This window comes from Bradyrhizobium sp. 31Argb (assembly GCF_043638955.1).
Taxonomy (GTDB): Bacteria; Pseudomonadota; Alphaproteobacteria; order Rhizobiales; family Xanthobacteraceae; genus Bradyrhizobium.
On the sequence record NZ_JBEGDB010000707.1, the window covers coordinates 1 to 534 of the forward strand.

General features: G+C 56.0%; 1 pseudogene. It reads left to right on the plus strand.

Annotation, left to right across the window (positions count from 1 at the left end):
* Nucleotides 1-134: 134 nt before the first annotated feature.
* Nucleotides 135-534 (plus strand): annotated as a pseudogene (locus AAFX91_RS42375) (IS5 family transposase); the annotation flags it as partial.

The following is a 534-nucleotide window of genomic DNA, read 5'->3' on the forward strand; positions in this document are numbered from 1 at the left end:
TCCACGATCTTCGAATCATGGTTGCCCATGGATTCAGAATCCTCAGTCAATTACAACTGTAATGCTAGGGTCTGTTGAGATTCAGGATTCACAGATTGGAATGTCCGTGATTCAAGCTCCGAAAGGAGCTTGGCATGCACCGATTCGTTTTGACGGATGCCCAGTGGGCGAAGATGGAGCCGCTTTGTTTGGGCAAGCCGACCGATCCCGGTCGCACAGGGGGTGACAATCGTTTGTTCCTCGAGGCCGTGCTGTGGATCGCCCGCACGGGCAGCCCATGGAGAGATCTGCCGCCGACGTTTGGCAACTGGAACACGGTGTTCAAGCGCTATCGCGATTGGGTGAAAGCCGGCGTTTTCAGGCAGATTTTCGACGCCGTATCGGATGATCCAGACATGGAGTTCGCCATGGTCGACGCGACAATCGTCAAAGTTCACCGCCACGGGCAGGGAGCAAAGGGGGACCAAAAATCAGGCCATCGGCAAATCGAAGGGCGGCTGGACCACCAAAATCCTCGCGCTGACCGACGCGCTT